Here is a 26,635-nt window from a genome sequence, read left to right on the forward strand (position 1 = left end):
AAGATCAGTACGCGCCAGATTTTTTGAAATCAGCAACAGCTGCAGACAAAGTGGCTTCGCCATCTTTATCCAGTTGCTTGGTTTCTTCAATCTTAGCGAGCAATGCTGCGTGGCTAGTTTTCAAATAGTTATGCAGGCCAGCTTCGAAGGACAATACCTTTTTAACTTCGATGTCGTCCAAGTAACCTTTATTCACTGCGAACAGGGAAGCGGCCATCAAGGAAATCGACAACGGAGCATATTGTGCTTGCTTGAGCAATTCTGTCACGCGGGCACCACGATCCAACTGCTTACGTGTGGATTCATCGAGGTCGGACGCAAACTGCGCAAACGCTGCCAACTCACGATACTGTGCCAAGTCAGTACGAATACCACCGGACAGGTTTTTGATAACCTTAGTCTGAGCAGCACCACCAACGCGTGATACAGAAATACCCGCGTTAATCGCAGGACGAATACCGGCGTTAAACAAGGAAGTTTCCAGGAAGATCTGACCGTCAGTAATCGAAATTACGTTGGTTGGAACGAAAGCGGAAACGTCACCAGCCTGAGTTTCAATGATAGGCAATGCTGTCAGTGAACCTGTCTTACCTTTAACTTCACCTTTAGTGAAGGCTTCAACGTAGTCTGGGTTAACACGTGCTGCACGTTCCAGCAAACGGGAGTGCAAATAGAACACGTCACCTGGGTATGCTTCACGGCCTGGTGGACGGCGCAGCAACAGGGATACCTGACGGTAGGCAACCGCTTGTTTGGACAGATCATCATAAATGATCAGTGCATCTTCACCACGATCGCGGAAGTATTCGCCCATCGCGCAACCGGAGTATGCAGAGACGAACTGCATTGCTGCAGATTCAGCTGCTGTCGCGGCTACAACGATCGTGTATTCCATTGCGCCGTGAGCTTCGAGAGCACGCACAACGTTTTTGACGGAAGAAGCTTTTTGACCAATCGCTACATAGATACAAGTAACGCCTTGGCCTTTTTGATTAATCACGGCATCAATCGCTACGGCTGTTTTACCAGTTTGGCGATCACCAATGATCAATTCACGCTGACCACGACCAACTGGAACCATCGCATCAATCGACTTGATACCGGTTTGCATTGGCTCGGAAACAGATTGACGTGCAATAACGCCTGGAGCGATTTTTTCGATCGGTGCAGACAATTTTGCATTGATAGGACCTTTGCCGTCGATAGGCTGACCCAATGCGTTAACGACACGACCACGCAGTTCAGGACCGATAGGTACTTCCAGAATGCGACCTGTGCATTTGACGGTGTCGCCTTCGGAGATGTGTTCGTAGTCACCAAGAATAACGGCGCCAACGGAATCACGTTCCAGATTCAATGCCAGACCGAATGTATTGCCTGGGAATTCCAGCATCTCACCTTGCATCGCGTCAGACAGACCGTGAATGCGGCAGATACCGTCGGTAACGGAAATAACCGTACCTTGATTGCGAATCTCAGCGGAATCGCCAAGGCCTTGAATCCGGCTCTTGATCAGCTCGCTGATTTCAGATGGGTTGAGTTGCATACTAACTCCTAATATTTATTTCGTTCTTACGCGGTCAGAGCGACGTGCATTCTTTGCAGCTTCGCACGTACCGACGTATCGAGCACCTGATCACCAACCACGATGCGCACACCACCGATCAAAGCAGAATCTACTTTGACAGTTGGGTGCAGTTTGCGGCCAAATTTCTTTTCCAATGTACTCGCCAGTTCGGTTAACTGTGCTGCCGATAATTCAAATGCGCTGGTCACTTCAGCATCTGCAGCGCCGTCAAAGGCGTTTTTCAGAGCATGAAATTGGAAAGCGATTTCGGGCAACAAAGTCAAACGATCATAATCAGCAAGCGTGTTGATGAAGTTGGTCGCTTCAGCAGTCACTGGGGATTTGAGCGCAGACATGAAAATCTCAGCTTTTTGCTTTGCTGAAATTTTTGGGTTGTGTGCAAGAGCTTGTACATCAGGGTGCGCGCCAGCTTGTGCCATCTCGGCAACCAGATCCGACCAGGCGGACAGGTTACCAGTCTGGGCAACACGAAACAGCGCTTCTGCGTAAGGACGAGCGATCGTTGCGAGTTCGGCCATAATTACAGCTCGGTTTTCAGTTGATTCAACAGATCAGCGTGAGCGGATGCATTGACTTCACGTTTCAGAATCTGCTCTGCGCCTTTAACTGCTAAAGTAGCAACCTGGTCACGCAATTCTTCACGTGCTTTCGTTACCTGATTAGCTGCGTCAGCTTGAGCGGCAGCAATAATGCGTGCGGCTTCTGCAGATGCAGTGTTTTTGGCTTCTTCAACGATCAGTTGAGCACGTTTTTCTGCATCAATAATACGCTTCTGACCTTCATCACGAGCACCCGCCAATTCGGCCTGTACGCGCTTTTCGGCAGCTTGCATTTCTGCACGGCCACGATCGGCTGCTGCCAGTCCGTCTGCGATTTTCTTGGCGCGCTCATCGAGCGCGTTCATCAGTGGCGGCCACACAAACTTCATTGTGAACAATGCCAAGATGAAGAAAACCCCAAACTGAACGAACAATGTTGCGTTTAAGTTCACGGTAATTCCTTATCTAAATGGATCAAGCCGAAAGCTGTTTGCTTCCGGCAGTAGAAGGAAAAACTGATTATTTGAATGGGTTTGCAAATGCGAACAACATTGCGATACCAACACCGATCAGGAACGCAGCATCGATCAGACCAGCCAACAAGAACATCTTAGTTTGCAATGTGTTCATCAATTCAGGTTGACGAGCAGACGCTTCCAGGTATTTACCACCCATGATAGCGATACCGATACAAGCACCGATAGCGCCCAAGCCGATGATCAAACCGCAAGCCAAAGCAACAAAAGATAAATCAGTCATGACATTTCCTTAAAAGTTAAAAATAATAAAAAGCTAAAACTAAAAAACCAAAACTAAAAACTGAATCAACAACTACGATAGAACTTAAATCTTAGTGATGTTCGTGAGCCTGACCGATGTACACCAGTGTCAGCATCATGAAAATAAACGCTTGCAGGAAAACAATCAGAATGTGGAAGATAGCCCAGATGGAGCCTGCTACCAAGTGACCGAAAACACCAAATACTGTTGCCATTGAACCAAGTAAAGCAATCAACAGGAACAATAATTCGCCCGCAAACATGTTACCGAACAATCGCATACCCAAAGAAACGGTTTTTGCAGCAAATTCGATCAGTTGCAGAATCAGATTGAACGGTGCCATCTTGATACCGAATGGTGCAGAGACCAATTCGTGTAAGAAACCGCCTAAGCCTTTGATTTTAACGCTGTAATACAGCATCAGCGCCAACACACCGAGAGAGATACCTAAAGTACCATTTAAATCGGCAGTTGGTACGACACGGTGATGAGGGAAAATATGCTCAATGCCTAAGAGTGCAAATAAACCTGAAAACAAATCAACAGGCAAGAAGTCGAGAGAGTTCATCAGGGCAACCCAGACGAATACAGTCAATGCCAATGGAGCAATAAAACTACGGTCACCGTGAACGATGCCTTTGGACTGCTCCTCTACCATTTCAACCAGAATTTCTACTGCTGCCTGGAAGCGTCCTGGAACACCTGAAGTGGCTTTGCGGGCTGCAAGCCATAACAAGATGCTGCCGACGACGCCGGAGAATATGGACCAAAAAATGGTATCCATATTGAAAATAGAAAAATCAACGATTTTATCTTGGTGGTGTGTCGAGAAATGTCCAAGGTGATGGACAATATATTCTGACGCGGTTGGTGCGTGCTCGGTTGCGCTCATGGTCGTTGTCTAAATAGTAAAATGAAATAACTTTTCAATACTACGATGAAGGCGATCAGAAAAGCCGGCCAGTTGACATCGCGGTACCAGTAGACAACCGCAGCCATTAGCGCAATTGTCAATGCAATCTTGATAAATTCACCAATGAAAAAACTCATCGGGTTGGCTCCTCCGGGCTTTCGGGCGCTCATAGTCAGGCGCAACGCGAAAAATGCATTTGGAACCACACAACACATCCCACCAAAAAAAGCGGACAGTGCTAACGATACATTGCCGAATATTCCAGCGAGCATAGCCACAAGCACAGCTGCTGCCATTTGCAACAGAACGATACGTGCCATGCTTCCCCCGCTCTTTCAGGACTTATGCAAAACAGTCCTCTGAACGTCAGAACAATTTTGCATAAATTCTAGGATTGATCATCGATTGACTGTTGAATATCAACACATTCGCCACAATTTAGCAGGCAGCGTATATCCTCGCCAATCAAAACCACGGAATTATACGTGGTAGTGCGTAACATCGTCAAACGTTTGATACAACGCATCAAAATGAGACACAACTGTTTTTTCAGCTATTTTTGACTTTGCTCAACAGCTCTGCAAGCCAATACTGGCCTTGCTCCCAGGCATCAAGACCAGAATCGCCGTTTATATGCCCTTTTGCACCAATATGGTGAAATTCAGCATGCCATTTCTCGGCCCATCTGTTTGCAGTCTGCAAATCACACCAGATATCGTCCTCTGAAGCAACGACTTTGCATGGAAACGGGAATGCGATTTCAGGCATAGGCGCAAAACTGGATGCTGGAAAATCAACACGATTAACATCCGGAGGGGCAACCAAAAATGCGGCTTTCACTTTACTTTTATCGTGAACACCAGGCATTTCAAGCGCAACCCACCATGCTGTCAGCGCACAGCCGAGACTATGCGCGACAAGAATTACATCTTCCTTACTACTGTCAATTGCGCTGGACAGGTGGGCGAGCCAGTCATCAAGTTGCGGCGTATTCCAATTTGCCTGCTGCACCCTTTCAGCATCAGGCATACGATGCTCCCACAAGGTTTGCCAATGTGTGGAACCAGAATTATATAAACCGGGTAACAGCAGAATTTTCATCAGTAATATCAGTAATTATTGACCACGAATTTTCAATATGATGCCATCCAGAGAGTCGAGATCGGCAAAATCGATCATCATTTGACCTTTGCCTTTGCTCCCCATTTTCAAAACAACCTGTGTTGCAAGCAAATCGGACAATTCTTCTTCCAGTCGTTTAATATCTCTTGATTTTTCTGCCTTATCGCGAGATTTCACAGCGCTGACTTCCGCAATTGTTTTCGCCACCAATTTCTCAGCTTCACGCACAGACATTCGTTTGGCGACAATCTGGTTCGCCAGCTGTATTTGTGTCGCGGCATCTGTTGCGAGCAAAGAGCGAGCATGGCCCATATCGATATCACCTGCCATCAGCATGGTTTGTACCGGTTTGGCAAGATTCATCAGCCGCAGTAAATTCGATACCGCGCTACGCGAACGACCTACAGCATTTGCCGCTTGCTCGTGTGTGAAAGAGAAATCGGTTATCAGCCTGTGTATCCCCTGCGCCTCTTCGAGAGGATTCAGATCTTCGCGCTGCATGTTCTCGATCAACGCCATGGCAGCTGCCGTCTGATCGTCTACATCTTTCACGAGAACCGGCACTTCTTCCAATCCAGCCATTTGCGACGCCCTGAAACGACGCTCACCGGCAATGATCTCATACCGTGTCACACCATTATTCTGCCCTATCGGACGTACCAGTATTGGCTGCATCAGGCCTTGTGCTTTGATCGATGCGGATAACTCTGCCAACGCTCCCTCATCCATACGAGTACGTGGCTGATACTTACCAGCCTGCATCTGTGTTACCGCAAGGCTGGTAGGAGCACCGCTGATCGTTGGTGCGACCTCTGCGAAATCACTTGCCCCTCCCAACAAGGCATCAAGCCCACGTCCGAGGCCTTTTTGTTTTTTTGTTGCCATACTTTATTTATCCAATTGTTTAATTCTCTCAACCATTTCCGCACCAAAAGCGATGTACGCCTGAGCCCCTTTGGAAGAAGGATCGAACACCACGCCAGGTATCCCGTACGATGGGGCCTCTGCCAGACGGACATTACGCGGAATAACGGTCTTAAACACTTTGTCGCCAAAGTGCTGTTCCAACTGATCCGACACTTGTTGAGATAACGTCATCCGCGGGTCAAACATCACACGCAGTAATCCAACAATTTTTAAATCTGGATTCAGATTCGCGGATACTTTTTTAATGGTGTTAGCTAAATCTGATAATCCCTCAAGAGCGTAATATTCACATTGCATAGGAATAATGACGCCATTGGCTGCGCATAATCCGTTTAAAGTCAGCATCGACAACGCCGGTGGACAATCAACCAAAATAAAATCATATTCTTGATCAACCAAAGACAAGGCATTGCGCAAACGTTTATCGCGATTGTCGAGTTCAACCATTTCTACTTCTGCCCCAGCTAATTCCCGATTTGCCGGCAGCACATCAAATCTGCCGGATTCAGACCGCTGCCGAGCAGTAGCGACATCGGACATTCCCAGCAAGACTTCGTACACAGAAGCTGTCAGCTTGGATTTGTTGATACCCGCCCCCATCGTGGCGTTACCCTGGGGGTCGAGGTCAACCAGTAATACTCGTTGATCCAATTTTGCCAATCCGGCAGCAAGATTCACGGTAGTGGTGGTTTTGCCAACGCCACCTTTTTGGTTTGCTACACAAAAGATTTTTGCCATAGAGGTTTTCTGTAAATAATTCAGGCGGAGGTTTTCTTAACGAAAACAAGATGACGAGATGCCTGTAAGCCAGGCACAACCAAAGGCTGGACTCCGGTCACTTCCCATCCCTCGGGCAAACGTTCTATTTCCTTGTCAGGAGCGACACCTTTCATCGCGATGAATTGTCCACCATCTGCCAGCAAATGTCCCGACCAATTAATAAAATTGCATAATTCGGAGAACGCACGCGAGGTAATTACATCGAATTTTTCCGTAACTTCCAGTGCTTCTACCCGTCCGGTGTGCACTGTCACGTTTTTTAAGCCTAGCTCCGTTTTCACCTGCGTTAAAAATGCGGTCTTTTTACTCACAGTATCGATCATTGAAACAGATGTCTGCGGATACACAATTGCCAGTATCACACCGGGTAACCCACCACCAGCACCGACATCCAGTACGCGACGGGTTTGTTTGAAAGCAGGAGTCGCTGATAAAGAATCGAGCAGATGTTGTTTGACCATTTCGCTTTGGTCACGGATAGCGGTTAAATTGTAAACAGCATTCCATTTTGACAATAATTTCAAATAAGACATTATGTTATCAATTTGATCATTATTTAATTCTAAACCTAATTCACCTACCCCATTGATGAGCATGGTACGCAAAATCGAAGTATCAGCATTATTCACGATACGTCTCCAATGGAGCTGTCGGTAGTTTCACGTGAAACGGCAAATTCTTTAAAGCCACGCTTTTTCAAATGCACCAATAAAAGAGAAATAGCTGCCGGAGTAACGCCAGATATACGCCCACACTGCCCCAGAGTTTCAGGTTGATGTTTGTTCAATTTTTGACGCACTTCAATCGATAAGCCATTGACTTCCATATAGTCAAAGCCGACTGGCATTTTTAAGTTTTCAAAATAGGCGTGTCGTTCAACTTCTTTAGCTTGCCTGTCGATATAGCCCGCATATTTGATCTGAATTTCAACCTGCTCTTTGACGGATACATCTTCAACACCAGGTCCAGCCAACAATGCTCCCTCTGTACCTTGCAATGTCATCAGACTTTCATAGGTGACCTGAGGGCGTCGCAATAAATCTGCCAACGAATATTCGCGCTCCAACGCCTTACCAATCACCCGCTCCGCTTCAGCATCAGCAAGAATTCTTGGATTGACCCAAGTTGAGCGCAAACGCTCTGTTTCACGTGACACACTTTCTCGTTTCTGCTCAAATGCAAACCATTGATCGTCGCTGACACAACCGAGTTGACGACCAATTTCTGTTAAACGCATGTCAGCATTATCTTCACGCAAACTCAGACGGAACTCTGCACGACTGGTGAACATGCGATATGGCTCTTGCACACCTTTCGTAATCAGATCGTCGACCAACACACCAAGATAAGCTTCATCACGCCGTGGCACCCAGACATCTCTACCCTGCGTTTGCAGCGCTGCGTTTAAACCAGCCAACATGCCTTGCGCCGCAGCTTCTTCGTAACCTGTTGTGCCGTTAATTTGCCCTGCAAAAAACAAACCTTCAATCTGTCGTGTTTCCAATGATGATTTCAGTCCACGCGGATCAAAATAATCATATTCAATTGCATAACCGGGGCGCAAAATATAGGCGTTTTCCATGCCACGCATAGATCGCACCAGATCAAGCTGCACATCAAACGGCAGGCTGGTAGAAATTCCGTTGGGATAGAATTCATTCGTAGTTAAGCCTTCTGGCTCAAGAAAAATCTGATGTGACTCTTTGCTGGCGAAACGGTGGATTTTATCTTCGATAGATGGACAATAACGTGGGCCGACACCTTCGATCACACCGGTGTACATTGGGCTACGATCAAGACCCGCACGAATAATGTCATGCGTTTTTTCATTCGTATGCGTAATCCAGCATGGCACTTGCCTTGGGTGCATGGCTGTATTTCCCATATACGAGAACACTGGTACTGGATCCAGATCGCCAGGCTGCTCCTGCATCACAGAAAAATCAATGCTGCGACCATCAATACGTGGAGGCGTTCCAGTTTTTAAGCGTCCCTGTGGCAAAGCCAATTCTTTGAGGCGGGCGGATAATGAAATGGCGGGAGGATCCCCTGCTCTTCCAGCCGAATAATTATTCAAGCCAACATGGATTTTTCCATCAAGGAAAGTACCGGCAGTCAGTACTACGGCACGAGCACGAAATTTAATACCAACCTGTGTCACCGCACCAACGACACGATTTCCTTCTACCAGCAAATCGTCCACGGCCTGCTGAAACAGCCACAGATTATTTTGATTTTCAAGCCGACGACGGATGGCCTGCTTATATAATATTCTATCTGCCTGAGCACGGGTTGCCCGAACCGCCGGACCTTTAGACGAATTCAGAATACGAAACTGTATTCCGCCTTCATCTGTGGCAATCGCCATCGCCCCACCCATCGCGTCCACTTCCTTGACCAAATGTCCCTTGCCGATTCCACCAATCGAAGGGTTACAGGACATCTGGCCAAGTGTCTCAATATTATGGGTAAGCAACAACGTAGTTTGCCCCATACGTGCGGCAGCAAGAGCCGCTTCTGTGCCAGCGTGACCACCGCCGACAACAATGACATCAAATTCTTTTGGATAAAACATAGTAGCTTCTGGCAAACAAGGACTCTAAGAGCCACGATTATAGTTTGTTTTGAAGATGATTCACTTTTCGGACTCAGAATACAGAAAATAATTCAGCCTTATGTTTCACGTGAAACATAAGGCTGAATTATTAAATAGACATCGAAATAGAATCAATTATTGTTTCACGTGAAACCCTTACTTGAAAAATGCGTCATAACTTGTCTTGCAAATCAATGCGGTAACAACCCCAAGAAACATTTTTCTGACAAATCCAGTTCCGTGTTTAATCGCCAAATGACTACCAATCACCGAACCCGCGATGCCACATGCAGCCATTACCGTACCCAGCAACCAGATCACATGTCCGCTAAAACCAAACCAACTCAGTGCAGCAGCATTACATGCAACGTTCAATACTTTCGCCACCGCAGAAGCGCGTAGAAAATCATACCCAAACATACGAACAAACAAGAACATAAAAAAACTACCCGTGCCAGGGCCGAAAAATCCATCATAAAACCCTACTCCTGCCCCGACCAACATCGCCATCTGAATTTCCTTTTTGCCAGAAAAAACAGGTGAATTATTTGCACCAAATTCCTTTTTCTTAAAAGTATAGACAGCGACTGCCAACAAGATGAAAGGTAAGGCCTTGCGTAAATAAGTCGGCGGGATATGCGTCACCGCAAAGGCTCCCGCAAAAGCAAACAGAAATGCCATTGCCGCTGCAGGAATCACCATCGCCCATCGGACACGAACCTTATTGATATAGTTACGGGCAGCGACTGTCGTGCCCCAGATACCTGCAAACTTGTTGGTTCCAAGTAGAGTCGCAGGTACAACTCCTGGTAAAAAAGAAAACAGCGCGGGAACCTGAACCAGGCCACCACCACCAACAATGGAATCTACAAAACCGGCAAAAAATGCGGCAAGTCCTAATAAGGCAATATCGATCATGAAATTTATTAAAGTTAAGCTATGACAACCAGAGTTCTGGCAAGCTAGAGAGGATATCAACACTTCGTCATATCCGGTGATACAGAACGTCTCAATAACCAGCAGAACAGAAAGCAAGCCATGAAAAATTTCGAGTTCCAGACCGTACCCACGATCATCAGCCAGCTAGGGGCAGCAGGCCAGTTAGGAAATATTATCCGCCAGCATTATCCTGCCAGCCAACACATTCTGCTTGTCACTGACGCCGGATTTCTGAAAACAGGTTTAGTACAACCTGCTATCGATAGCATTGAAGCACAACAATTAAAAGTCAGTGTATTTTCAGATGTCGTAGCTGATCCTCCGGAATCTGTTGTAACAGAGGCAGTAGCCAATGCTCGTGCACTCAACATTGATCTTGTGGTTGGACTCGGTGGCGGCAGCTCTATGGACGTTGCCAAGTTAATTGCCATACTCGTCGGTAGCGATCAGACTTTAGCATCGATGTACGGCATAGGAAACGTCAAAGGCAAACGACTACCGTTGATTCAAATTCCTACCACTGCCGGCACCGGCTCTGAGGTCACACCAATTTCTATCGTCACGACGGGTGCAACCACCAAAATGGGCGTTGTCGCACCTCAGCTATACGCCGATATAGCGATTCTCGATGCAGAATTAACCGTTGGCTTGCCTACAAAAGTCACCGCTGCAACGGGTATCGACGCGATGGTGCATGCTATTGAGGCTTACACCACCAAACATAAGAAAAATCCGCTGTCTGACATGTTGGCTCGCCAGGCATTAAAATTACTCTGGAACAATATTGACCAAGCCTGTACCAACGGCAGTAATCTTGTTGCCCGCCAATCCATGTTGTTGGGCGCGATGCTGGCTGGGCAATGTTTTGCCAATGCGCCCTGCGCGGCAGTGCATGCACTGGCATACCCTATCGGCGGGATTTTTCATGTGCCGCATGGCTTATCCAATTCATTAGTATTACCTCACGTCTTACGCTTCAACACGCCTTATGCAGCAGAACAATATGCAGAATTGGCGGACATCATTGCACCTGATGCGACTGGTAGCACTGAAGCTCGCAGCAATGCATTGATCAGCGCTATGCAGGATCTGGCACAGCGTACAGGGATAGAAACCCGCTTACATCAGGTAGGGATCAGCGAAAGCCATCTGGATCAGTTGGCAACCGATGCCATGTTACAAACGCGGTTATTAGGCAATAATCCGAGAGAAGTAACATTCACCGATGCCAGAGCCATTTACGCGGCGGCACTGTAATGGTGCCAATCAATGCCATGTTGATGTTGCGCTGGTTGGTTTCAGAACCGGTGCAATATGTGTGTAAGTGACGACAACATGTATTCCATATTGGAACAGTATTATTGTCAAAGATAATTGATTGTTAATTTAATACTATTAATTTAATATTGTTAAATAGTAATTAATTTTGATAATTGACACGTACTTTCTTGATAGATGGATAGATAGATATACGTTTCAGATTTAAAAAAAAACCCCGAAAAATCGGGGCTTTTTTTATATCAATATCAACAAATATCAACCTGTTTTTGTCTTCGCTGATCGCTGAAATAACTCTGTGAGTTCACCAACAATACCTTTACGGAACAACAACACACAAACGATAAAGATAAAGCCTGTCACGATGGTCACTGAATCCCCCAGCGTGCGGAACCAATCTATCGTCGTGATATCAGCAAGAAGATTACCGAGGTCGCCCAATTTGTTTTCCAGAGCAATAATGATGACGGCACCAACAATGGGGCCCACCAACGTACCTAAACCGCCCACCAGGGTCATTAACACGACAAGGCCAGACATGGACCAATGTACGTCCGTAAGCGTCTCAAAACCCAGTACCAGCGTTTTAGTAGAGCCTGCCAGACCTGCCAATGCGGCAGAAAGCACGAACGCCAGCAATTTGTACTTATCCACATCGTAGCCCAACGAAATGGCACGAGGTTCATTTTCCTTGACCGCTTTCAATACCTGACCAAATGGCGAATGTATCGTTCTGACGACCAAAGCAAAGCCAGCAACAGCAATCGCTAACACCACATAATACAAAGTCAGGTCTGACGTCAAATCCAGACTACCCAGCAATTTGCCACGTGGAATGCCTTGTAAGCCGTCTTCACCGCCAGTAAATTTAGCCTGCAAGAAAACAAAGTACAACATCTGCGCCAATGCCAGCGTAATCATCGTGAAGTAAATCCCCTGACGACGAATTGCCAACGCTCCCATAACCAGACCGATAAGTGCAGCTGCCGCAACGCCAAGCACAATACCCAACTCCATCGGCAAGCCTGCATCGCGTATGGCCCAGCCGGTGATATAACCTGCACCACCAAAAAATGCGGCATGGCCAAAGGAAAGCAACCCGGTAAAGCCAATCAGCAGATTAAATGCACAGGCAAATAAGGCAAAACACAACAACTTCATCAAAAACACGGGGTAGACAAACAACGGTGCTGCCAGCAATGCGACGAGGGCAATGCCATAGCCAATTTTCTTATTCATAGTCGCTCCGATTATTTTTCTTTACCGAACAGGCCAGCAGGACGAATCATCAGAACAATTGCCATGACGATAAACACCACGGTTGCAGACAATTCCGGATAAAAGACGCGGGTCAGGCCTTCGATAATGCCCAGGCCAAGGCCCGTCAGAATCGATCCAAGAATAGATCCCATACCGCCAATGACGACCACTGCAAACACGGTGATAATCAGATTTGACCCCATCAGCGGAGAGACTTGAATCACAGGTGCCGCCAACACACCGGCAAACGCTGCCAGAGCCACGCCAAAACCATAAGTCAGAGTTACCATCAAAGGCACATTGACACCAAAGGCTTCTACCAATTTAGGATTTTCTGTTCCTGCACGCAGATAAGAGCCGAGTTTGGTTTTTTCGATCACGAACCAGGTTGCAAAACACACCACCAACGATGCCAGCACAACCCAGGCACGGTAATTCGGCAAAATCATAAAGCCAAGATTGGTCGCGCCGAGCAGGGAATCAGGTACCGAATAAGGTTGGCCGGAAACACCGTAAATAGAACGAAATACACCTTCCAGCATCAGCGTGATACCGAAAGTCAGTAAGAGTCCATATAAGTGGTCAAGCTTATATAACCAGCGCAACATGGTTTTTTCGATAATTACGCCGAACACACCAACCAGTAACGGAGCCAGAATCAGCATCACCCAGTAATTGATGCCGAAGTAATTCATCCCCATCCAGGCGAGAAATGCGCCCATCATATACAGCGCACCATGCGCAAAATTGATCACGTTCAGCAAGCCAAAAATCACTGCCAAACCGAGAGACAGCATCGCATAGAACGAGCCGTTGACTAAACCCAGCAAGAGCTGGCTCAGCATCGCCTGAAGCGGAATACCAAATATTTCCATGGCGCTCTTTTTTAAAAAACCCCATACAAATGGGGTGATGTCAGAAAAAGGATGTGTCAGTCAAAAACACGACACATCCCTGTTGAAGCAATGCGATGAATAGAAAAACCGATGACTGTTAAGAGAGTCCGCAACAACTGCGATGCAGTATTGAAACTCTCTTCAGCAACTTATTTCCACGCCGCACACTTAGATTCTGCTTTGGTCGTAAATGCTTGCTCGCCAGGAATCGTCTGTGCCACTTTGTAGTAATCCCATGGTTCTTTGGATTCAGCCTGAGATTTCACCTGCATCAGGTACATGTCGTGAATCATGCTGCCATCACCACGGACATAACCATTTTTTGCGTAGAAGTCATTGATCTTCGCACTTTTCAGTTTTTCCATGACTTTTTGCGTATCGTCCGAACCCGCTGCCTTGACTGCGTTCAGATACGTGATCGTTGCCGAGTAATCTGCTGCTTGCAGACTGGATGGCATTTTTTTCATTTTTTCAAAATAGCGACGTGACCAGGTACGTGATTCTGGCGATTGATTCCAGTACCAGCTATCAGTCAGGTACATGCCATGAGTCGCATTCAAACCAAGAGAATGAATATCATTGATAAACATCAGCAAACCTGCCAGCTTCATGGTTTTAGTAACGCCGAATTCATTTGCAGCCTTCACAGCATTGATGGTGTCACCACCCGCGTTAGCCAGTCCAAGAATTTGTGCTTTGGAAGCCTGTGCCTGCAACAGGAAAGATGAAAAATCCGATGCAGATAATGGATGTTTAACTGAGCCAGATACCGTGCCACCATTGGCTTTCACCACTGTTGCGGTATCGGCTTCGAGAGAAGCGCCAAACGCATAATCGGCTGTCAGGAAATACCAGCTCTTACCGCCCTGTTTAACAACGGCAGAACCCGTTCCCTTTGCCAGCGCTACGGTGTCATACGCATAGTGGATTGTGTTGGGAGTACATTCTTCATTGGTCAGGCGGGCAGTACCGGCACCGATAGAGATAAAGATTTTTTTCTTTTCAGCAGCGACTTTGGACATGGACAAGGAAGTACCGGAATTCGTTCCGCCGATCAGCATATCCACGCCGTCACGATCAAACCATTCGCGGGCGCGACTGGCCGCGATATCTGCTTTGTTCTGGTGATCTGCTGTCACCAACTCAATTTTTTTACCAAGTACCGTACCACCAAAATCTGCAATTGCCATCTTGATGGCTTCTGCACCGCCCTGACCATCGATATCAGAGTACAAACCAGAAACATCTGTAATAAAACCGATCTTGACCGTATCACCGGATACCTGTGCACTTGCAGAACCTGCCAGCGCGGATAAGGCTGTTGCTACTGCGAGACTAGCTACCTTGAATGTTGTTTTCATGCGTCTTCTCCCATCGTTTTTATATAAAACCTGCGGCATGTGCTTGGCAGGCAGATCAACAATTTACACACCTAATAGTTCGTTCAAGACCGGCATTTTTTCTTGCAATTGAGAAGACGAAAACGTCTCTACAATCTGGCCATGTTCCATCACATAGAATCTGTCCGCCAGCGGCGCAGCAAAGCGGAAGTTCTGTTCCACCATCACAATCGTGTAGCCCTTGGCTTTCAACGTCGTGATCATGCGTGCCAAAGCCTGCACGATGACGGGAGCAAGACCTTCTGAAATTTCATCCAGTAACAACAAGCGCGCACCCGTGCGCAAAATACGGGCAACTGCCAGCATCTGCTGCTCACCACCAGACAGACGGGTCCCCTGACTATTTTTACGTTCTGCCAGATTAGGGAACATGTCATAAATTTCTTCGATCGACATACCTTGGGTTTCACGTGAAACAGAAGGCGGCAGCATCAAATTTTCTTCTGTGGACAACGAAGAAAATATCCCTCGCTCTTCAGGGCAATAACCAACACCCAGATGCGCTACTTTATACGTTGGCAGATGAATCGCTTCTACGCCATTAATTTTGATTGATCCCTTGCGCGCTCCGGTCAAGCCCATAATGGCACGCATGGTGGTTGTACGACCAGCGCCATTACGTCCAAGCAGCGTCACGACCTCGCCCTGATTTACTTGCAGGTTCACGTCGTGCAGGATGTGTGATTCACCATACCAAGCCTGCAAATGACTGATTTCCAGCGCGACTTTTTTTGCAGAGTCACTCATGCATGCGCTCCTTCCAGTTCGCCGCTGGTACTGCCCATGTAGGCTTCCATGACCTTCGGATTATTTGATACTTCGTTGTATGTTCCTTCGGCCAGCATCGCACCACGCTGCAATACGGAAATCTTGTCGCAGATACCGGACACCACACTCATGTTGTGTTCCACCATCAGAATAGTGCGTCCTGCCGATACTTTTTTAATCAGCTCAGTCACACGATGCACGTCCTCATGCCCCATTCCCTGCGTTGGTTCATCCAGCAACATCATCTCTGGTTCCATGGCCAGGGTAGTGGCAATTTCCAGCGCGCGCTTACGGCCATAAGGTAAATCCACTGTCACGATATCGGCGAATTGCGTCAGATCGACCAATGCGAGCAACTCCATGGCCTTGTCATTGAGCCGGGTCAGACTGGCTTCGGTTTTCCAGAAATGGAACGAAGTACCGAGCTGCCTTTGCAAGCCGATACGCACATTTTCCATGACCGTGAGATGAGGAAAAACAGCCGAAATCTGAAATGAACGAATGATGCCCTGACGTGCAATTTGTGCCGGTTTGGCAGACGTAATATCACGTCCATTGAACAAAATTTGCCCCGATGTGGGAACCAGAAACTTGGTGAGCAAATTAAAGCAAGTCGTTTTACCGGCACCGTTAGGGCCGATCAATGCATGGATATGTCCACGCTGTACTTGCAAATTGACTTCGCTCACGGCGGTGAAGCCCTTGAACTCTTTGGTCAAACGCTTGGTCTCGAGGATGACGTTGGTCATCGTGTCTCCTTGTTGTCTTGCTTCAGGCCCTTTTCGGGTCCACTTATTTCAACATGACAAACCCGCTGATCTGGCAGCGGGTATTTTTATTATTGTCGGGACTGTTTCTCATCTGAGTCCCGATGATGTTTTTTGATAGTACCTAGCAAACCGAGTTCACAACAATACGGTATAACTACTGTAAGTAGTTTTACTGATGCTGTAAAAACAACAGCTATTTCTGCAAAATACATTGTGCTGCTTTTTCAGCAATCATCACCGTCGGTGAATTCGTATTGCCTGAGGTGATGGTCGGCATCACAGAAGCATCTGCAACGCGCAGACCTGCAATACCCAAAACCCGCAACTGGCTATCCACAACGGCGCTGAGGTCGTCTCCGCGCCCCATTTTACAGGTACCGACGGGATGGAAAATCGTCGTACCGATATCCCCGGCAGCCTTCGCCAATTCTTCTTCTGTACGGAACTGCGCACCTGGTTTCATTTCTTCTGGCGCGTATTTTTGTAATGCTGGTGCTGCCACAATCTGTCTTGTCAGCGTCAGTGAATCAGCTGCAATTTTTCGGTCTTCTGGTGTACTTAAATAATTTGGCACGATCTTTGGCGCGGCCAAAGGATCATGGCTGGCAATGCGCACATGACCGCGCGACGTGGGGCGCAAATTGCAGACGCTGGCGGTAAATGCCGGAAAATCATGTAACGGATCGCCGAATTTTTCCAGTGATAAAGGTTGTACGTGGTATTGCAGATTGGGAGTTACCTGCTGCGCATCTGATTTGGTAAATACGCCCAGTTGCGAAGGTGCCATCGACATAGGACCGCTCTGAAACAAGGCATATTCAAGTCCGATACGAGCTTTGCCGATCAGGCTGTTCGCCATTTTATTGAGCGTTTTAGCACCGCTGATTTTGAATGCTGAACGGATTTGTAAATGGTCTTGCAGGTTGGCACCGACACCGCTTAAGTGATGCACCACAGGCACGCCGACCTGCTGTAAATGCGCAGCATCACCAATTCCTGAATGCTGCAAAATGGCTGGCGAGCCAATGGCTCCTGCCGCCAGTACGGTTTCCTGCACGGACTCGGCAAACCACTCGCGACCGCCGCCAATGAACTCCACACCGGTACAGCGCTTACCGTGTTCATCAGCGCTGATGCGCAGGCGCTTGACCTGACATCCGGTCATGATCGTCAGATTCGGGCGACTGGACGCTGGCCGCAAAAATGCCTTGGATGCGTTCCAGCGTATGCCCCGCTTCTGGTTAACATCAAAATAGGCGCTGCCTTCATTATTGCCACGGTTGAAATCTTCCGTTTTTGGGATACCAATCTGCTCTGCCGCATCGCGGAAGGCATCCAGAATTTCCCATGATAAACGCTGTTTTTCAACCCGCCATTCACCGCCGCGTCCATGAAACTGCTTGTCGCTGCTGTAATGGTCTTCACTCTTTTTAAACAGCGGCAATACCTGCTCCCAACGCCAACTGTCATCGCCCGTATGAGCCGCCCATTCGTTGTAATCACGTTCCTGACCACGCATATAAATCATGCCGTTAATGGAAGAACAGCCACCCAGCACTTTGCCGCGCGGATAAATCAGGCTGCGGCCATTGAGCCCCGGTTCTGACTCGGTACGAAACATCCAGTCAGTACGCGGATTGTTAATGCAATACAAGTAACCTACAGGAATATGTATCCAGACATAATCATCTTTTCCACCCGCTTCCAGCAACAACACGCGCTTGTCCGGATTTTGTGTCAGCCGGTTTGCCAGCACACAGCCAGCAGTACCGGCACCGATCACGATGTAATCAAATTGTCCTGCAGATTCCATGGATTTCTCTTCCTATGCTTGTGATTCTCTGATCAGCGCCGCCATCAGTCCGGCAGCAGAAATATTGCGTGTACGTGCTACACCTTGCCCGCTCCACATCGACATCAGTTCGGTATTCTTATCTTTGGCAGCCTGGGCGCGAATACTGCCCGTTAATGCATTCTGGATCGGATAAGCAGGAACCCGCTCTGCCACCGGTGCCATCAACTGCATGAAACGGTTATCCAGACCACGTGCCAGACGACCGGAAAATGTGCGTGTCTGACGAGTCGTATCTTCCTGCGCATCCAGCAAACGCTGTTTGTAGGATGGATGAATACCCGATTCTGTCGTCGTCAGGAATGCGGTGCCGATTTGCACCCACTGCGCTCCCGCCGCTCTCACCCGGGCAATATCCTTACCATCCATCAAGCCACCCGCAGCAATGATCGGTACTTGCAAATGCGGGCGACACTGCGCCAGCAACTCCAGCAGGCTGAGAGTGGACTCTTCCTGCGCACCGATAAACGTACCACGATGGCCACCAGCTTCAACCCCTTGCAGGCAGATGGCATCAGCACCCATTGCCTGCCACACGATTGCCTCACGCAGATTCGTCGCCGTCCCGATCACCAGAATGCCCGCATCGTGCAGGCGCTGTAGCTGGCTACCGTGTAAAACATCAAATGCAAAACTCGCCACCGCCGGACGTGCCGTAATTAAGGCATCTAGTTGCGCCTCAAAATCTTCGCACCAGCGTGTGGGTGTCGGTACAGTCTCCCAACCCAATTCCGCACAGACGGGTTGCAGCAATTGCTTCGCTGCGTCCACTGCCGCCAAGTCCACTTGCGGACGCGCCTGCACAAATAAATTAATCGCAAACGGTTTATCAGTTAAGCGGCGTATATGTTCTGCCTGTTCAATGATGGTCAGCGGGCTGAGTAACGGTGCGGCAAGTGATCCCAATCCTCCTGCATTCGACACGGCAGCCACTAATTCTGGCGTGGTCGCACCGCCTGCCATTGGCGCCTGAATAATCGGATGTGTGCAGAGGGTATCGATGGTCAACATGATTGTTCCTGGTCAATTTTATATACTGGGATGGAGTATCAGATAGTGAACATCCAGTCTCGTTATTTTCTCAGCGAGATTGAACATATTCATCCATATACTCCCACATATTGATAACAAATTGAACAGGATTTGCACTACGTTTGCGGTTGCCTGTACGCGACTTGGATTGTGCTGATTTGATGAGCACTCCCAATAAAACAGACGACACACTCCCCTCCGCTGTTTCTTTACACAGATACAGCAGCCAACAAAAATACCGGAAAAATAATTAGGTAAAACCAACGACGGTCACCAGCCCACACAAATCATCTGAGACGCGTTTAGTCATTCCAGCGCTTCAGATGTACTCATGCTCAACCATGAGCAATCATGATCAACTACTCCGGCGAACCGTCCCCCGCAGCGCGATTTACTTCGCTACCGGCATCGTGAACTCAGCACCTTTATCTATGCTGTCAGGCCAGCGCTGCATGATGGATTTGTAACGGGTATAGAAACGAATGCCCTCTTCGCCATACGCATGCTGATCGCCAAACAAAGAGCGCTTCCAACCACCGAAAGAATGCCACGCCATCGGCACAGGAATAGGAACATTAATGCCAACCATACCGACCTGGATACGACGAGAAAATTCGCGTGCCGTATTGCCATCCGACGTGAATAGCGACACACCATTGCCAAACTCATGACGATTGATCAGTTCAACCGCAGATGCGAAATCCGGTACACGGACAATACACAGCACAGGTCCGAAAATCTCTTCACGGTGGATTTTCATACCCTCTTTGACGTGATCAAACAAAGTGCCGCCAAGGAAGAAACCACCTTCATGACCCGGTACTTGAAAACCACGGCCATCCACCAGTAATTGCGCGCCTTCGGTAACACCATCGGCAATATATCCTTCGATTTTTGCCTTATGAATGGCAGTAACCACCGGCCCCATTTCGGCATCGCTTTCCATGCCATTTTTAATCGTCAGCGCTTTCACACGAGGTACCAGCGCCTCGACCAATTTGTCTGCCACGTCACCAACCGCAACCGCAACCGAAATGGCCATACAACGTTCACCAGCGGAACCATACGCTGCGCCCATCAGCGCATCAACTGCCTGATCAAGATTGGCATCTGGCATCACCACCAGATGATTCTTGGCACCGCCCAGTGCCTGTACCCGCTTGCCCATGCGCGTACCTTCGCTGTAAATGTATTCAGCAATCGGCGTCGATCCGACAAACGAAATCGCCGCAACGTCCGGGTGCTGCAATAAGCCGTCCACTGCGGTTTTATCGCCTTGCAGTACATTAAAGACGCCATCCGGCAAACCCGCCTGTTTTAATAAATCTGCGATCAGTAATGCGCAGGAAGGATCACGTTCAGAAGGTTTCAGAATAAACGTGTTACCCGTTGCAATCGCCAATGGTGCCATCCACATCGGCACCATAAAAGGGAAATTAAACGGCGTAATCCCTGCTGTCACGCCCAGCGGTTGACGCAGGTTGTAATTATCAATACCGCCACCGATGTTGTCAGAAAACTGGGTTTTCAACAGTTGCGGCATACCGCAGGCAAATTCAACAATTTCAATACCCCGTGTCACTTCGCCCATTGCATCGGACAACACTTTGCCGTGCTCGCGTGTAATCAGCGTCGCCATTTCTTTATGATGGCGGTCGAGCAACTCCTTGAATTTGAACATCACGCGTGCACGCTTGAGTGGTGCGGTCTCTGCCCAGGCTGGTGCCGCTGCTTTTGCTGCTGCCACCACTGCATTGACTTCATCCAGATTGGCTAATACCACCTGTGCCACGACTTCACCAGTCGCCGGATTAAATACGTCTTGCTGGCGGCCGCTGGTCGATGGAAAAATCTGGCCATTCAGATAGTGCTGGAGAGTCGCAGTTGATGTCATAAGAAATCCTTAGTGAATAAAACAATGTTTGAGAGAGATTAATTCAGTCGCTTCTGCAAATCCAATGAGTTATTATCAATAGCATTATAAGAAATACTTATAATTAGAACTGACGAAAAATTGTCTGGACCAAGTCAGGTAAGCTTGCTGTGCTTTGAGCAACATTACTTGCAACTGCTATTCATTTCGCCAGCAGGCAACTCCACAGCGACGCAGGTATTACAAGCTTTATCACAAACAGCCGTCATGCTGCTGGGGTGGTTTCGCGTTATTCCTGATCATGCTTTGAATAGAATACTGGAACGATATCGTATCAACGACGAATCGCCATCATTATCAGCACAGCCCACTCTCTACTTCCTATGGACTTTACACAATTACGCGCTTTTGTCACCGTTGCCAGAGAGGGAAATCTGACCCGTGCGGCAGAACGTCTGCATGTGACCCAGCCCGCTGTCAGCCTGCAGATCAAAGCCTTGCAGGAAAATCTGCAATTACAGTTATTCAGCCGTAACGCCAGCGGCATGGCACTGACCAATGACGGTGCCAAACTGCTGCCCTACGCAGAGCGCGTTCTCTCCAGCATAGGCGAATTCCGGCAGGCGTCGAGTTCTTTACATTCGACCCTCAACGGTGAGCTGGCAATCGGTACGATTCTCGATCCGGAATTTACCCGCCTCGGGTTTTTTCTAAAGCGCTTAGTAGAAACTTATCCACAATTATCCACAAGGTTGCAACAAGGCATGTCTGGCTCGGTATTACAACAAATCCGCGCCGGAACACTGGATGTCGGTTTCTATCTGGGGCAGGTACCGGACGACGGCAAAACGCCTTGCCACAGCATCGTCCTGACAGAATTTACCTACCGCGTACTGGCTCCCAGCGGCTGGAAAACCCGTGTTCTGGGTCAGGACTGGCCTGCACTGGCAAAGCTTCCGTGGCTCTGGACACCGCCGGAGTCTGCGCATCACCGATTACTCAGCAAAATTTTTGCGGAATATGGTGTAGTGCCGAATAAAGTCGCGCTGGTGGATCAGGAGCCCTCCATGCTGGATCTGGTGAAATCAGGCGTCGGCCTGAGTCTGATCCGCGATTCGATTGCGATCCGCGAAGCCCATGCACACGGCCTGATCATTGCCGATGCCGTCAGCGTAGCAACAGAACTATGTTTCATCGCACAAGAAAAGCGGAAAAATGAAGCCATTATTGCCGCTACGTTTGAACTGATTAGTGAAAGCTGGCGTCTCGATGGCTGAACGTAGCTAAAAAAAGAGACCGAGCATGCCGTACCCGGGAAATTCAACTACGCTGAACACTACCTCGCTGTCGTATTTCGTTTTATAAAAAACAATGAAATTGTCACAGATACCTATCTGCGAAGCAGATTCAGCGGTATATTTCAAAGGATTCAGAAAAACTGTTGAGGTTGCATGTGTCACGATTAAACATCGTATCTGCCGGCGTTGCTGTTTGTATAGCATGTCTTCCCGCGTGGACACAGGCAGAAAATATCAAACTGATCATTCAGGAATTCGCCCCTTTTTCACATACTGATATCAAAAACGGTGAAATTCAGGGAATCCTGACGGAGAAAATTCAGGAAATCATCAAACGTGCCGGCGATACCAGTAGCATCACCAGCACGTCGCTGGCACGAGGTCTGCACGCCACAGCAAATGAAGACAACACCTGCCTGTTTGGCTTTCGCCGAACTCCGGAACGAGAAAATTTCTTTAGGTGGGTTGGCCCGCTCATTACGGACAACTGGGTTCTTTACGGCAGAAAAAGTGATCATCGTCAGTTAAAAACATTTGAAGATGCGAAACCGTATCCGATCGGCTCCTATAAAAATGCAGCGACCGGGCTGCAACTGACGGAACAAGGATACAAAATCCTGTTCGCCAGCCAGGATGAGGATAATCCTCGCTTGCTCGTCAATGGAAGAATCGATTACTGGATTGTGTCTGAACTACATGGCATGGTGATTGCGCAACAGCAAGGGGTTTACGCAGATATCGTTCGTGCTGCCCGCTACAAAAGTATAGAACTGAATATGCTGTGCAATATTCACATGGATAAACAAAAAATAGAGTTGTACAACAAACTGAATAAAGACATCGATAATGACGGAACGATGGAAAAAATTTTACGTAAATATGGAAGCAAGTAATGGCACGTTCAACCAAAGCCAGTAACGCAGTACAACGACTCAAAGAACGCAGTAATAACGCTCGTTACTCCATGGTTAGCATGGCAGACGGGCGTTTTTATCTGACTCTGTCAGTGGAAGGTCATGCGAGCGAAGTGATTTGTGACGCCATGGAAATGGATGATTTTGTCGCCTTCGTCAACGGCCTGCAAAAACAGGCACCCAAAAGAGTCAGCCAACTCGATGTTGCCTTTGAAAAAAAATTGCAGCATTCGCGGCAAAAATAACCAGAAATATACTGCGACTGTTTTCGCGATTGTTCATCTCTCTTCTTTCATTTTATCTATCAGTACCACAAGGAAATTCCCAATGACATCCCGCCTGCTTGCTGCACTCCTCTGCCTGTCCACATTCACCGCTACCGTCCTGGCGCAAACATCACAAACGCCGCAAAAAAACGATGCTCAGGTGATCGTCACCGCTGAAGGATTGAAAAAAATTGATCTGCAACCTGGAAATGGCATGGCTGCCATCAGCGGTAATTTTGTACGGGTTCATTACACCGGCTGGCTGTATGATCCTTTAGCTAAAAATGAACGTGGCACGCAGTTTGACAGTTCCCGTGGCAAAGCGCCTTTCGGCTTTTTGCTGGGAACGGGTCGTGTGATCAAGGGCTGGGATCTTGGTGTGGCAGGGATGAAGGCAGGTGGAAAACGCACCCTGATTATTCCGGCAGACCTTGCTTATGGCGCACGCGGCGCAGGTGGCGTGATACCTCCAAATGCGACACTGATTTTTGACGTGGAATTACTGGAAATTAAACAATAACAGCACAAAAAAAAAATGATTCTTGCGAGGCCAGCGGGGAAACCAGCACCGACTTATACACAGCTTATATGAAGCGTGTAACGGGTTGTACCGTAAGAAGCCATCACCCCACTGCGGCGGTTTGGCATCAGTCCTGAATAAATACTCTGCACGGAAATCAACATGACTTATCTGCTTGCACTTGACCAAGGTACTTCCAGTTCACGCAGTATCATCTTTGATCACCGGGGTCAGATCGTTGCCTCAGCACAGCAGGAATTCAGGCAACTCTTTCCACAACCTGGCTGGGTTGAACATGATCCAATCGATATCTGGCAAACCCAGCTAGCCACATGCCAACAAGTAATACAACAGGCAGGTTTGCCAGTCAGCGATCTTGCTGCCATTGGCATTACCAATCAGCGCGAAACCACGGTATTGTGGGATAAAAAAACCGGTCAGCCAGTGTACAACGCGATCGTCTGGCAAGATCGCCGTACGGCCAGCTACTGTGACCAGCTTCGTGCGCAAGGATATGCCACTGCGATTCAGGAAAAAACCGGCCTGATCCTCGATCCGTATTTTTCTGCCAGCAAACTCACATGGCTGCTGGATCATGTTCCCGGCGTACGCGCCCGGGCTGAACGTGGTGAACTGGCCTTCGGTACCATCGATACATGGCTGGCGTGGCAACTCAGCGCAGGTGAACTGCATGTCACGGATGTCAGCAATGCATCGCGTACGATGTTGTTCAATATACATACGGGCCAATGGGATCATGATCTGCTGAACTGGTTCACGATTCCAGACGCAATCCTGCCGGAAGTTCAGCCATCCGCCAGTCATTTCGGAACAACCAGCGTGTTCGGATCACCGATTGCCATCACCGGCATGGCAGGAGATCAGCAGGCAGCCTTGTTTGGTCAAGCCTGCTTTACTCCCGGTATGGCAAAAAATACCTATGGCACTGGCTGCTTCATGCTGATGCATACCGGTAATGTGGCGCCGGTATCGCATAATGGGCTCATCAGCACGGTCGCCTGCCAGACTGGGACTCAAGCGCAATATGCACTGGAAGGCAGCGTCTTTATTGGTGGTGCTGTGGTGCAGTGGCTACGCGATGGGCTCAAAGCAATACAACATTCGCCGGATGTAGAACAACTCGCGGCCAGCGTACCGGACTCTGGTGGCGTAGTCTTTGTGCCCTCGTTCACTGGATTAGGTGCACCTTACTGGGTACCGGACGCCAAAGGTGCAATTGTCGGGCTCAGCCGTGGCAGCACCGTTGCCCATATCGCCCGCGCAGCGCTGGAATCCATTGCTTTTCAAAGTACTGCACTATTGCAGGCCATGATCCTGGATGCAGTATCCCCCATCACTGAACTACGCGTCGATGGCGGCGCAGCTGCAAATAATTTGCTACTCCAGTTTCAGGCAAATCTGCTGGGAATTCCTGTCATTCGACCACGTATTACGGAAACAACCGCGCTCGGTGCCGCCTATCTGGCTGGTATTGGTGCAGGGATTTTTCACAATACCGCAGAATGCGCCGCACTCTGGCAAATTGATAGAGAGTTTATCCCCACCATGCCCAGAGCAGAAGCGCTGAATCTGATGGAAAAATGGGAAGTCGCGGTAAAACGTGTACGTTGACCCCGCATCCGTCATCAATTGTGGATAAAATGGCGGCCGGCAGGCATACAATGCCTTACTTGTTATTGCCCCTGTCGTTGTCCTTTTTTTGATCTCTTTTTGATCTCTTTTTGATCTCTTTTTGATCGTTTCTCTGTCTTGTTCATTCACTTCTGATTACCTTGATGAAATCCAAGTTTGCCCTGATGCTGGCTGTTCCAATGCTGACTCTCAGCTCTTCTGCCGTTATTGCAACCTCTGCAGCTACACCTGATATGAATGGCAGCAGCGTTCGTGTAACCAGTGCTGCCAGCACCGAACAGGCAACGCCTTCTTTTTTCGTTGTCACGCCGGATGAGTCTCCAAAGCAAACCCAGGGCGTGCAGATTGACACACCAAAAATGACCGTGCCAGAAAAAACAGCCAGTAACAAGAATGGGAAAGCAGATGTGCCTATCCAGGTTTGGTCTGGCCCTGTTCCACTCGCTGGTGGTTTATGGATACTGGTTGCCTCCATGCCAGTACTGGCTTCACTCTATTTTGCATATCAATTATTGTTATTCATCCAGGCACGCCGTCGTCGTTTGTCGATACGGCATGATCGTGATGGCAATGTCAGTGATGTTGATGTGAGCAATGCGTCTCAAAACAAGCAAAATTCCCCTCAATCGCCGCAATAAAGCGTGCCTTTCAACAGACGTCAGAAAATTTCA

At 48.3% G+C, this 26,635-nt stretch carries 27 protein-coding genes; 7 read left to right on the forward strand and 20 right to left on the reverse strand.

Translation table 11 applies throughout. The features are described 5' to 3' along the window. Positions 1–4: 4 nt before the first annotated feature. From atpA to ACO0LB_RS02625, 12 genes are all read right to left on the reverse strand, one after another. Positions 5–1,546, reverse strand: coding sequence for a F0F1 ATP synthase subunit alpha (gene atpA, locus ACO0LB_RS02570; protein ID WP_423046193.1), 1,542 nt, complete (start codon positions 1,544–1,546; stop codon positions 5–7). Between the two features lie 26 nt (positions 1,547–1,572). Continuing rightward, a complete protein-coding gene (locus ACO0LB_RS02575) occupies positions 1,573–2,106 on the reverse strand; it encodes a F0F1 ATP synthase subunit delta (RefSeq protein ID WP_423046195.1) in 534 nt (177 codons plus the stop codon). A gap of 2 nt (positions 2,107–2,108) precedes the next feature. Continuing rightward, positions 2,109–2,579, reverse strand: a complete 471-nt coding sequence (locus ACO0LB_RS02580; protein WP_423046197.1) for a F0F1 ATP synthase subunit B — start codon at positions 2,577–2,579, stop codon at positions 2,109–2,111. A gap of 67 nt (positions 2,580–2,646) precedes the next feature. Continuing rightward, positions 2,647–2,886 carry a F0F1 ATP synthase subunit C gene (gene atpE / locus ACO0LB_RS02585; protein ID WP_162019491.1) on the reverse strand — a complete coding sequence of 80 codons (240 nt, stop codon included), beginning with the start codon at positions 2,884–2,886 and terminating at the stop codon, positions 2,647–2,649. A 91-nt stretch (positions 2,887–2,977) separates the two neighbouring features. Then, positions 2,978–3,799 (reverse strand): F0F1 ATP synthase subunit A, encoded by an 822-nt coding sequence (gene atpB, locus ACO0LB_RS02590; protein WP_423046199.1) that lies wholly within the window; start codon positions 3,797–3,799, stop codon positions 2,978–2,980. Further along, positions 3,796–4,140, reverse strand: coding sequence for an ATP synthase subunit I (locus ACO0LB_RS02595; RefSeq protein ID WP_423046201.1), 345 nt, complete (start codon positions 4,138–4,140; stop codon positions 3,796–3,798). Before ACO0LB_RS02595 ends, atpB begins: the two co-directional genes overlap by 4 nt. Before the next feature lie 229 nt (positions 4,141–4,369). Beyond that, complete coding sequence (locus ACO0LB_RS02600) at positions 4,370–4,921, reverse strand: RBBP9/YdeN family alpha/beta hydrolase (protein WP_423046203.1); 552 nt, start codon at positions 4,919–4,921, stop codon at positions 4,370–4,372. Positions 4,922–4,936: 15 nt separating this feature from the next. Beyond that, on the reverse strand, positions 4,937–5,827 hold the full coding sequence (locus ACO0LB_RS02605; protein ID WP_423046204.1) for a ParB/RepB/Spo0J family partition protein: 891 nt from the start codon (positions 5,825–5,827) through the stop codon (positions 4,937–4,939). Positions 5,828–5,830: 3 nt separating this feature from the next. Continuing rightward, positions 5,831–6,607 (reverse strand): ParA family protein, encoded by a 777-nt coding sequence (locus ACO0LB_RS02610; protein ID WP_423046206.1) that lies wholly within the window; start codon positions 6,605–6,607, stop codon positions 5,831–5,833. A 20-nt stretch (positions 6,608–6,627) separates the two neighbouring features. After that, positions 6,628–7,278: a 16S rRNA (guanine(527)-N(7))-methyltransferase RsmG gene (rsmG, locus tag ACO0LB_RS02615; RefSeq protein ID WP_423046208.1), complete on the reverse strand. Its 651-nt coding sequence runs from the start codon at positions 7,276–7,278 to the stop codon at positions 6,628–6,630. Then, entirely contained in the window at positions 7,275–9,224 is a 1,950-nt protein-coding gene (gene mnmG, locus ACO0LB_RS02620) for a tRNA uridine-5-carboxymethylaminomethyl(34) synthesis enzyme MnmG (RefSeq protein WP_423046210.1), read from the reverse strand. The genes rsmG and mnmG overlap by 4 nt, the downstream gene beginning before the upstream one ends. Positions 9,225–9,401: 177 nt before the next feature. Beyond that, positions 9,402–10,163 (reverse strand): sulfite exporter TauE/SafE family protein, encoded by a 762-nt coding sequence (locus ACO0LB_RS02625; RefSeq protein WP_423046696.1) that lies wholly within the window; start codon positions 10,161–10,163, stop codon positions 9,402–9,404. A gap of 120 nt (positions 10,164–10,283) precedes the next feature. Between ACO0LB_RS02625 and ACO0LB_RS02630 the strand changes: the two genes are divergently transcribed. Further along, positions 10,284–11,441: an iron-containing alcohol dehydrogenase gene (locus tag ACO0LB_RS02630; protein WP_423046212.1), complete on the forward strand. Its 1,158-nt coding sequence runs from the start codon at positions 10,284–10,286 to the stop codon at positions 11,439–11,441. A gap of 279 nt (positions 11,442–11,720) precedes the next feature. On the opposite strand, the gene ACO0LB_RS02635 is transcribed toward ACO0LB_RS02630, so the two are convergent. The 8 genes from ACO0LB_RS02635 to ACO0LB_RS02670 all read right to left on the reverse strand — a co-directional run bounded on the left by ACO0LB_RS02635 (position 11,721) and on the right by ACO0LB_RS02670 (position 21,334). Continuing rightward, complete coding sequence (locus tag ACO0LB_RS02635) at positions 11,721–12,701, reverse strand: branched-chain amino acid ABC transporter permease (protein ID WP_423046214.1); 981 nt, start codon at positions 12,699–12,701, stop codon at positions 11,721–11,723. A gap of 11 nt (positions 12,702–12,712) precedes the next feature. Further along, complete coding sequence (locus tag ACO0LB_RS02640) at positions 12,713–13,597, reverse strand: branched-chain amino acid ABC transporter permease (protein ID WP_423046216.1); 885 nt, start codon at positions 13,595–13,597, stop codon at positions 12,713–12,715. A 170-nt stretch (positions 13,598–13,767) separates the two neighbouring features. Continuing rightward, positions 13,768–14,979: an ABC transporter substrate-binding protein gene (locus tag ACO0LB_RS02645; RefSeq protein ID WP_423046218.1), complete on the reverse strand. Its 1,212-nt coding sequence runs from the start codon at positions 14,977–14,979 to the stop codon at positions 13,768–13,770. Positions 14,980–15,042: 63 nt separating this feature from the next. After that, positions 15,043–15,765: an ABC transporter ATP-binding protein gene (locus ACO0LB_RS02650; RefSeq protein WP_423046220.1), complete on the reverse strand. Its 723-nt coding sequence runs from the start codon at positions 15,763–15,765 to the stop codon at positions 15,043–15,045. After that, positions 15,762–16,535: an ABC transporter ATP-binding protein gene (locus tag ACO0LB_RS02655; RefSeq protein WP_423046222.1), complete on the reverse strand. Its 774-nt coding sequence runs from the start codon at positions 16,533–16,535 to the stop codon at positions 15,762–15,764. Before ACO0LB_RS02655 ends, ACO0LB_RS02650 begins: the two co-directional genes overlap by 4 nt. A gap of 214 nt (positions 16,536–16,749) precedes the next feature. Continuing rightward, on the reverse strand, positions 16,750–18,369 hold the full coding sequence (locus ACO0LB_RS02660; protein WP_423046224.1) for a GMC family oxidoreductase: 1,620 nt from the start codon (positions 18,367–18,369) through the stop codon (positions 16,750–16,752). 12 nt (positions 18,370–18,381) lie between these two features. Continuing rightward, on the reverse strand, positions 18,382–19,419 hold the full coding sequence (locus tag ACO0LB_RS02665; protein WP_423046226.1) for an NAD(P)H-dependent flavin oxidoreductase: 1,038 nt from the start codon (positions 19,417–19,419) through the stop codon (positions 18,382–18,384). A gap of 412 nt (positions 19,420–19,831) precedes the next feature. Next, complete coding sequence (locus ACO0LB_RS02670) at positions 19,832–21,334, reverse strand: CoA-acylating methylmalonate-semialdehyde dehydrogenase (RefSeq protein WP_423046228.1); 1,503 nt, start codon at positions 21,332–21,334, stop codon at positions 19,832–19,834. A 362-nt stretch (positions 21,335–21,696) separates the two neighbouring features. Here ACO0LB_RS02670 and ACO0LB_RS02675 point away from each other — a divergent pair, with 362 nt between their 5' ends. The 6 genes from ACO0LB_RS02675 to ACO0LB_RS02700 all read left to right on the forward strand — a co-directional run bounded on the left by ACO0LB_RS02675 (position 21,697) and on the right by ACO0LB_RS02700 (position 26,602). Further along, complete coding sequence (locus tag ACO0LB_RS02675) at positions 21,697–22,590, forward strand: LysR family transcriptional regulator (RefSeq protein WP_423046230.1); 894 nt, start codon at positions 21,697–21,699, stop codon at positions 22,588–22,590. Positions 22,591–22,766: 176 nt separating this feature from the next. Further along, a complete protein-coding gene (locus tag ACO0LB_RS02680) occupies positions 22,767–23,504 on the forward strand; it encodes a substrate-binding periplasmic protein (protein WP_423046232.1) in 738 nt (245 codons plus the stop codon). Then, entirely contained in the window at positions 23,504–23,770 is a 267-nt protein-coding gene (locus ACO0LB_RS02685; RefSeq protein WP_423046234.1) for a hypothetical protein, read from the forward strand. Before ACO0LB_RS02680 ends, ACO0LB_RS02685 begins: the two co-directional genes overlap by 1 nt. An 82-nt stretch (positions 23,771–23,852) precedes the next feature. Next, the gene (locus ACO0LB_RS02690; RefSeq protein WP_423046235.1) at positions 23,853–24,311 is read left to right on the forward strand and encodes an FKBP-type peptidyl-prolyl cis-trans isomerase; all 459 of its coding nucleotides are present in this window, start codon (positions 23,853–23,855) and stop codon (positions 24,309–24,311) included. Between the two features lie 162 nt (positions 24,312–24,473). After that, positions 24,474–25,943 carry a glycerol kinase GlpK gene (gene glpK / locus ACO0LB_RS02695; RefSeq protein WP_423046237.1) on the forward strand — a complete coding sequence of 490 codons (1,470 nt, stop codon included), beginning with the start codon at positions 24,474–24,476 and terminating at the stop codon, positions 25,941–25,943. Positions 25,944–26,107: 164 nt separating this feature from the next. Further along, positions 26,108–26,602 (forward strand): hypothetical protein, encoded by a 495-nt coding sequence (locus tag ACO0LB_RS02700; protein ID WP_423046239.1) that lies wholly within the window; start codon positions 26,108–26,110, stop codon positions 26,600–26,602. Positions 26,603–26,635: the final 33 nt, after the last annotated feature.

The sequence above is a fragment of the Undibacterium sp. SXout7W genome (genome assembly GCF_049339385.1).
GTDB lineage: Bacteria > Pseudomonadota > Gammaproteobacteria > Burkholderiales > Burkholderiaceae_D > Undibacterium.

Coding starts and splice junctions, on each gene's coding strand:
- atpA (WP_423046193.1), bottom strand. CDS start 1,546: ATGCAACTCAACCCATCTGAAATCAGCGAGCTGATCAAGAGCCGGATT.
- ACO0LB_RS02575 (WP_423046195.1), bottom strand. CDS start 2,106: ATGGCCGAACTCGCAACGATCGCTCGTCCTTACGCAGAAGCGCTGTTT.
- atpE (WP_162019491.1), bottom strand. CDS start 2,886: ATGACTGATTTATCTTTTGTTGCTTTGGCTTGCGGTTTGATCATCGGC.
- atpB (WP_423046199.1), bottom strand. CDS start 3,799: ATGAGCGCAACCGAGCACGCACCAACCGCGTCAGAATATATTGTCCAT.
- ACO0LB_RS02595 (WP_423046201.1), bottom strand. CDS start 4,140: ATGGCACGTATCGTTCTGTTGCAAATGGCAGCAGCTGTGCTTGTGGCT.
- ACO0LB_RS02600 (WP_423046203.1), bottom strand. CDS start 4,921: ATGAAAATTCTGCTGTTACCCGGTTTATATAATTCTGGTTCCACACAT.
- ACO0LB_RS02605 (WP_423046204.1), bottom strand. CDS start 5,827: ATGGCAACAAAAAAACAAAAAGGCCTCGGACGTGGGCTTGATGCCTTG.
- ACO0LB_RS02610 (WP_423046206.1), bottom strand. CDS start 6,607: ATGGCAAAAATCTTTTGTGTAGCAAACCAAAAAGGTGGCGTTGGCAAA.
- mnmG (WP_423046210.1), bottom strand. CDS start 9,224: ATGTTTTATCCAAAAGAATTTGATGTCATTGTTGTCGGCGGTGGTCAC.
- ACO0LB_RS02625 (WP_423046696.1), bottom strand. CDS start 10,163: ATGATCGATATTGCCTTATTAGGACTTGCCGCATTTTTTGCCGGTTTT.
- ACO0LB_RS02630 (WP_423046212.1), top strand. CDS start 10,284: ATGAAAAATTTCGAGTTCCAGACCGTACCCACGATCATCAGCCAGCTA.
- ACO0LB_RS02635 (WP_423046214.1), bottom strand. CDS start 12,701: ATGAATAAGAAAATTGGCTATGGCATTGCCCTCGTCGCATTGCTGGCA.
- ACO0LB_RS02640 (WP_423046216.1), bottom strand. CDS start 13,597: ATGGAAATATTTGGTATTCCGCTTCAGGCGATGCTGAGCCAGCTCTTG.
- ACO0LB_RS02645 (WP_423046218.1), bottom strand. CDS start 14,979: ATGAAAACAACATTCAAGGTAGCTAGTCTCGCAGTAGCAACAGCCTTA.
- ACO0LB_RS02650 (WP_423046220.1), bottom strand. CDS start 15,765: ATGAGTGACTCTGCAAAAAAAGTCGCGCTGGAAATCAGTCATTTGCAG.
- ACO0LB_RS02655 (WP_423046222.1), bottom strand. CDS start 16,535: ATGACCAACGTCATCCTCGAGACCAAGCGTTTGACCAAAGAGTTCAAG.
- ACO0LB_RS02660 (WP_423046224.1), bottom strand. CDS start 18,369: ATGGAATCTGCAGGACAATTTGATTACATCGTGATCGGTGCCGGTACT.
- ACO0LB_RS02665 (WP_423046226.1), bottom strand. CDS start 19,419: ATGTTGACCATCGATACCCTCTGCACACATCCGATTATTCAGGCGCCA.
- ACO0LB_RS02670 (WP_423046228.1), bottom strand. CDS start 21,334: ATGACATCAACTGCGACTCTCCAGCACTATCTGAATGGCCAGATTTTT.
- ACO0LB_RS02675 (WP_423046230.1), top strand. CDS start 21,697: ATGGACTTTACACAATTACGCGCTTTTGTCACCGTTGCCAGAGAGGGA.
- ACO0LB_RS02685 (WP_423046234.1), top strand. CDS start 23,504: ATGGCACGTTCAACCAAAGCCAGTAACGCAGTACAACGACTCAAAGAA.
- ACO0LB_RS02690 (WP_423046235.1), top strand. CDS start 23,853: ATGACATCCCGCCTGCTTGCTGCACTCCTCTGCCTGTCCACATTCACC.
- glpK (WP_423046237.1), top strand. CDS start 24,474: ATGACTTATCTGCTTGCACTTGACCAAGGTACTTCCAGTTCACGCAGT.
- ACO0LB_RS02700 (WP_423046239.1), top strand. CDS start 26,108: ATGAAATCCAAGTTTGCCCTGATGCTGGCTGTTCCAATGCTGACTCTC.